This is a genomic window from Arthrobacter sp. 2MCAF14 (assembly GCF_052115645.1).
Taxonomy (GTDB): Bacteria; Actinomycetota; Actinomycetes; order Actinomycetales; family Micrococcaceae; genus Arthrobacter.
In genome coordinates this window covers 1-5,735 of sequence record NZ_JBFRHB010000078.1, presented here as the reverse complement: position 1 = coordinate 5,735, position 5,735 = coordinate 1, and the positions used below count along the sequence as shown (strand labels likewise).

Annotated in this window: 5 protein-coding genes; 2 read left to right on the top strand and 3 right to left on the bottom strand. The window is 64.2% G+C overall.

Translation table 11 applies throughout. From position 1 onward, the window contains the following. Positions 1–87: 87 nt before the first annotated feature. From AB4074_RS24440 to AB4074_RS24430, 3 genes are read right to left on the bottom strand one after another with little or no spacing between them, the layout of a single operon-like run. Complete coding sequence (locus AB4074_RS24440) at positions 88–1,077, bottom strand: tyrosine-type recombinase/integrase (protein WP_441415699.1); 990 nt, start codon at positions 1,075–1,077, stop codon at positions 88–90. Beyond that, the gene (locus AB4074_RS24435) at positions 1,074–1,994 is read right to left on the bottom strand and encodes a tyrosine-type recombinase/integrase (RefSeq protein WP_441415698.1); all 921 of its coding nucleotides are present in this window, start codon (positions 1,992–1,994) and stop codon (positions 1,074–1,076) included. Before AB4074_RS24435 ends, AB4074_RS24440 begins: the two co-directional genes overlap by 4 nt. Beyond that, positions 1,991–3,229, bottom strand: a complete 1,239-nt coding sequence (locus tag AB4074_RS24430) for a tyrosine-type recombinase/integrase (protein ID WP_441415697.1) — start codon at positions 3,227–3,229, stop codon at positions 1,991–1,993. The genes AB4074_RS24435 and AB4074_RS24430 overlap by 4 nt, the downstream gene beginning before the upstream one ends. A gap of 388 nt (positions 3,230–3,617) precedes the next feature. On the opposite strand from AB4074_RS24430, the gene AB4074_RS24425 reads away from it, so the two are divergent. Together AB4074_RS24425 and AB4074_RS24420 are read left to right on the top strand one after the other, a co-directional pair. Beyond that, the gene (locus tag AB4074_RS24425) at positions 3,618–4,523 is read left to right on the top strand and encodes a helix-hairpin-helix domain-containing protein (protein WP_441415696.1); all 906 of its coding nucleotides are present in this window, start codon (positions 3,618–3,620) and stop codon (positions 4,521–4,523) included. Positions 4,524–4,692: 169 nt separating this feature from the next. Further along, a partial coding sequence (locus AB4074_RS24420) for a ComEC/Rec2 family competence protein (protein ID WP_441415695.1) occupies positions 4,693–5,735 on the top strand: 1,043 nt, incomplete at its 3' end.

Below are 5,735 nucleotides of genomic sequence, written 5' to 3'. Positions count from 1 at the left end.
GCTGCATTATGCCGATGTCCGGATTATGCCGACGTTTGCTGTTGTGGCCTGATTTGGCGGGCTTGTCTGGGATTCTTATCGGCATAATCAGAGGGCTTCGAGGAACGCGAGGAGCTTGTCGCCGGGAGCGTAGCGGCCCGGCGGCGTGTTCGTTGGGCGGATCCTTTCGAGGGCTTTCTCTTTCAGCGCGAGGTCGGCGTGGACGTAAATCTGTGTTGTCTCGGCGCTTTCATGTCCGAGCCAGAGCGCGATCACTGAGGTCTCGATACCGGCATGCAGCATCCTCATGGCAGTGGAGTGGCGCAGCACGTGGGGCGTGATGTTCTTTCTGCTCAATGATGGCTCGGTATTCGCTGCGGTGACGGCATGGAGGCTCACTCGCTGGGCAACTGCGTCGGTGCTCATCCGGGCTCCGGTGCGGGTGGGGAACACGGGGTCGTGTTCGGAGGGTCTCTGCTCCAGTCGCAAGGTCGTGAGCGTTTTCACGTTCTCCGGGCTGAGCGGTGTTGCTCGGTTCTTTCGCCCCTTGCCCTGGCAGATGACGTGCGCTCCGGGACCGAGGTGGATGTGTTCCCAGGTCAGTCCGGTCAGCTCCGTGACGCGTAGCCCGGTCGTGATCGCGGTAAGGATAAGAGCATGATCGCGTTGCCCGGTGCGGGTAGCCCGGTCGGGTGCGGCCAGTAGTGCTTTGATCTGATCCTCGGTGAGCCAGTCGATATCGCTGCGGTCAACTCGTTTTTGCGGGATGGCTAGGACCCGGGCGATCAGCTCGGCGTGCTCTGGGTGCTGGTAGGCGGCGTAGGCGAAGAAGGAGCGGATGGCGGCCAGTCTCGCGTTCCGGGTCCGGGTGCTGTTGCCGCGTTCGTGCTCGAGATGTTTGATGAAGCTGGTGATCCGGGCGCTGTGAAGCATCGTCAGCTCGATTTTGTCCGGGCTGATCGCGGTGGATTCGTGGACGTGGGCCAGCAGCAGCCGCCAGGTGTCGCGGTAAGCGGCGATGGTGTGGGTGCTGGCGCCGAGAGCGCGCATCAGGTGCTCGGCGAAGTACTTCTCCAGCGTCGGCGCGAGCAAAGTCATGATTGCTCCTCCGCCTGAAGCGGGCCCAAGCGTCGTCCGGCCTCGGCGAGAAGCTCGGGGACCGCTTCCAGATACCAGTAAGTGCTTCCCGGGCTCGCATGCCCCAGATAGGTGGAGAGCACGGGAAGTACCTCGGCCGGGACGGCTCCGTCCCGGTAGGCGCCGATCATCGTGGTGACGGCGAAGCTATGCCGCAGATCATGGATCCTCGGCCGGCACTGCTGCGATTTCGGCGTGATGCCGGCCCGGGCGACAAGACGATGGAAAACCCTGTGCACATTCTTGTAAATCAGCCGCGTTCCCGCGCTGGATACCAGCAACGCCTCCGTGGAGACCGGCCCGAGCAGCCGGTGACGGGTGAGCGCATAATCGGCGAGGACCTCCAGGACGCTGGAGTGCAACGGGACCAGCCGGGACTTACCGAACTTCGTGTCGGCAACGCTCAACACGCCTGCGTCCAGGTCCGAACGATTTGCGTTGATCGCCTCGCTCACCCGCATCCCGGTGCAGGCCAACAGGCCGATCAGCGTGCGGTAAGTGGCCGCGACCATCGGGGAACGCAACAGCCGGGCCTGTTCCAGCAGCGCCAGGACCTGCTCATCCGAGTAGATGAACGGGACGGCCCGCGGCGACCGAGCGGGCAGAAGCTGCCGCGGCGGGACCTCGATACTCGAATCGAAGGCGTGCGCCCAGCGAGCGAATGAACGCGCCACGGAGAGCCTGGCGCCGTGATAGCTGGCAGCGCCGCCCGGAGCTCTCGCCCAGCCAAGAATATTCTCCGTCGTCACCGTTTCCTGGCCGCTTCGCTCGAGGTATCGGAGGTATTCGGTGAGGTAACGCTCGTGGGTCGCGAGCTTGAAACCCAGTCCGCGGCGCAGCCGCAGGTAATCCCCCACCAGCGACTCAAGCGCGCTCATCGGAGCTCACCGCCCGCCTGACCTGCTCCGAGACCCGGCCAGGGCCGGGCCAGACCGGCCAACCGGGTGAGGTCGACCTTCGCGTAGATCGTCGTCGAGGCCAGATGGCGATGCCGCAGCAGCTGGGCCACCTCTTCCAAGGACGCGCCGGCATTGATCGTCGCCGTCCCAACAGCATGCCGCAACCGGTGAGCACCCACCGGCCCGAGTCCGGCCCGTGCGCCGGCGCACCGGACCACGGCTTTGACGGCTGCGCTGGAGAGCCGACGATACGGAGCCGAGGACGTGAAGAACAACGCCCTGCCCGTCGCGGCAGGATGACGTTCGACCGACAGATGCGCAGCTAACCCCGCACCAACATCGGCGGCCAGCGGCAGCAGATCGCTCTGCCCGCCCTTACCGGGAACTCGCAGCGTTCCCGCCCGCCAATCGATATCGTCCAGGCTCAACGCAGCGACCTCCCCGGCCCGCAACCCGAGCCGGGCAAGTACGAGCACGATCGCGAGATCACGCTTTCCCGTGCGGGATCCCGGATCGACCGCGGCGATCAATGCCTTCACCCGCTCGGGAGTCAGACCTCGTGGCAGGCCGGAATCCCGATACCCCGCCCGGGCCGGCACCACCTGATCCAGCCGATCGCCGATGTGGCCGGCGGCGAACAGGAAACGCAGCAGCGACCGCAGCGCCGTCACCGTCAGCTTCGCCGACCCCACCGGCATTCCCGGAATCTGAGACATGACGAACCCGCTCACCGCCCGAGCATCCAGACCCTCCAGATCCAGCGCCTGGCCGCCTAACCGCGACAGCAGAAACGGACGCGCCAACTCTCGGTAGTACCGGATCGTCGATGCCCTCAGACCACGATCGTCGGCCAAGAACCGGCCCCACCGTTCCAGAACAAGATCCACCGGACCAGGCTCCGGCACGGTCTCGGGTTCCTCCCCTGGAATAACCTCGATCGATCGCAGATACGCGACCAGAGGCGCCAGGCTCCCCGCCGAGGACATGTCCGTGTGCGTCACCCGGCGGCCCATCAGGAACCGTTCGAGTGCGGCAGCATCGCACGCCGCCGGTGAGACCGCTTCCTCGGCGAGCCACCGGCTCAGATGCCGCATCAGATTCAACCGCAAACCGATCGAGGTCGGCGCATACCCCAGCCGGCCAAGATACTCAGCGAACCCGACTCCGAAACCGCCCAACGGCCCAGAAACCACGACGTTCAAAGCACTATCCATCACGCTCTCCCTTTCCAAAACGAGGAAAGGCAAGCGTGCACCCGTCACCGGATTATGCCGATAAGAATCCCAGACAAGCCCGCCAAATCAGGCCACAACAGCAAACGTCGGCATAATCCGGACATCGGCATAATGCAGCCATCACCACCACCTGATCCACAAGGAAGACTGGCACAGCCAGGTCCGCAAGCAGATCCCGTGGTTCATCCCGCCGCCCCACACCGACCCGCACCGGAAACCCCGAAGAAACCACTACTTCCAGATATGACCCCCGAAATGGGCCGTGTCCTGCACCCACTGATCCTCCACAGGCGCTCTGCGGCGGCCCTGTCCACATAGCGCCGTTCCGGGCTGCTGCCGCAGGCTCGGACGTTCTAGGCTCGTGGATATGCCACGCAGGAACCGAGCCTCACCCGCGGACGATGCTGCGAGTGCTGCTCGGCTCCGATTCGCTGTTCGTCTTGCAGCACAGACGGACCACGAGGCTGTCGCGCAGCCGAGCCACGACAACAAATCGGAACCTTTGCTTCCATTGCAGACCTTGATGATATCCGGCTCGGGTATGGCCGATTCGGGGGAGCCGTCAGGCACCGAAGACTTGTCCGAAGAGGCAGGATCTCCATCGCGGCTACGGTGGCGCACACCATGGCGCGTAGCCCTGTTGTTGGCTTTGCCTTGTTTGTTGCTGGTGGTTTGGTTCTTCTGGCAGTCCTGGTCCGGGCAGCCGACGATTGAGCCGCTCGTCCGAAGTTCACATGCGGGAGGAACCCCAGAAGCGGGTACGAGAAGTAGAACAGGCGCTGTCAACGAGGCTCCGGAACCTCACGATGGAGCCCAGCTACTTACAATCCACGTTGCCGGTGCGGTGAAGAATCCCGGGATTGTCAGAGTGCCCTCCGGTGCGCGGGTATTTGATGCGATCTCCGCTGCTGGTGGTGCGGATGCAGGAGCCCAGCTGGACAGCCTCAACCTTGCCGCCTTGGTGGAGGACTCGGCGAAGATCCACGTTCCGCGGATGGGGGAGGCGGCTCCGTCACAGCTTGTGGGGCCAGTTGGCAGTACTCCGACAGCCGGTAGCACAGGAGCCGGGACTTCTGCCGGCGGCAAAGTCAATCTCAACACCGCAACCGTTGAAGAACTCGATACCTTGCCGAAGGTCGGCCCCATCCTGGCCAAGCGCATCGTCGAATGGCGGCAGCAACACGGCCCGTTCGCTTCCGTGGAGGACCTCGATGCAGTGGATGGTGTTGGCCCCAAGATGATGGAGTCCCTTCTGCCATTGGTGACGGTTTAAGGTGCGTGGAGTCAAGGTGGGCCAGGGCCGCGTAGACCTTCGATTGGTCCCGTCTGCTATCCTCACGTGGGCTGTTTCCGTTGCGGCCGCCTATCTACCTGCGCTGTGGACCGGAGTTGTGTGCGTGGCTTTGGTCGTCGCCGCGTGTCTTCTTTTCACAGTTCGGGCCGTGGCCCCTCGAAGCCTGAGGACGTTTCCCGCTACCTTGGCAGTCGCTTGCTTGTTCGGAGCGTCCGTGGCCGCCCACGCCGCAGCGGAAGCCGTTCCGCGCCAGGACGGTCCGTTTGCCGACGCTGCGGCGGCGCGCGACTCGGTTGTCATCCACGTGTTGATCGTGGGTGATCCTCGCGAACTAGGCACGGACTCACGTGGATCGGGACGGTGGGCCGTACCCGCCGAAGTAATCGATATTGCGGCCGACGGCATGCTCATCCGCTCCCGCACGCGAATTCTGCTGACCGGAGGCGAAGGCTGGGACCAGGTAGTCACGGGACAGGAGGTAAGAACCGCCGGAAAGCTAAAGCAGGCAAAACCGGGACAAATCGAGGCCGGTGTTCTTGCGGCCGCGACCCCTCCCATGCGGCCGGACTCACGGCACAAGCCGGAGGCACACGGCGACATTTCCCAAGGTCCAGCGCAGTTGAAAAAGCAATTCGCCTCGGCCGCCGAGTGGTTGAGGGGCGACGCCGCCGGACTCCTGCCTGGAATGGTCACGGGCGACACCACCGGCGTGGACGAAAGCCTGGAAGAGGCGATGAAGACCACCAGCACCACCCACCTCACTGCGGTCAGCGGCGCAAATTGCAGCCTTATTCTTGGGGGTCTGGTGCTCCTCGCCAGGAGCTTCAGGCTTGCCAGGGGAGTCGCGGCAATCGTGGCCCTTGGTGGCTTGGCGGCGTTTGTCATGATGGTGGGGCCAGACGCGAGCGTCCTGAGGGCGGCGGTCATGGGTGCTATCGGCCTCAGCGCGCTAAGTGGCGGCCGGCGGGGCCGGAGCCTGGGTTTTCTCTGCCTGGCAGTGACTGGCCTTCTCATCCTGGATTCTTCACTTGGTACGAGCATTGGATTTCTCTTGTCGGTCCTGGCCACGCTGGGAATTGTCCTGTTGGCGCGGCCCATCGCTTCCTGGGCTCCAGCGTGGGTGCCTTCCTGGCTAGCGTCCGCCGTTGCCGTCCCCTTGGCCGCCCAACTCTTGTGCAACCCTGTGATCGT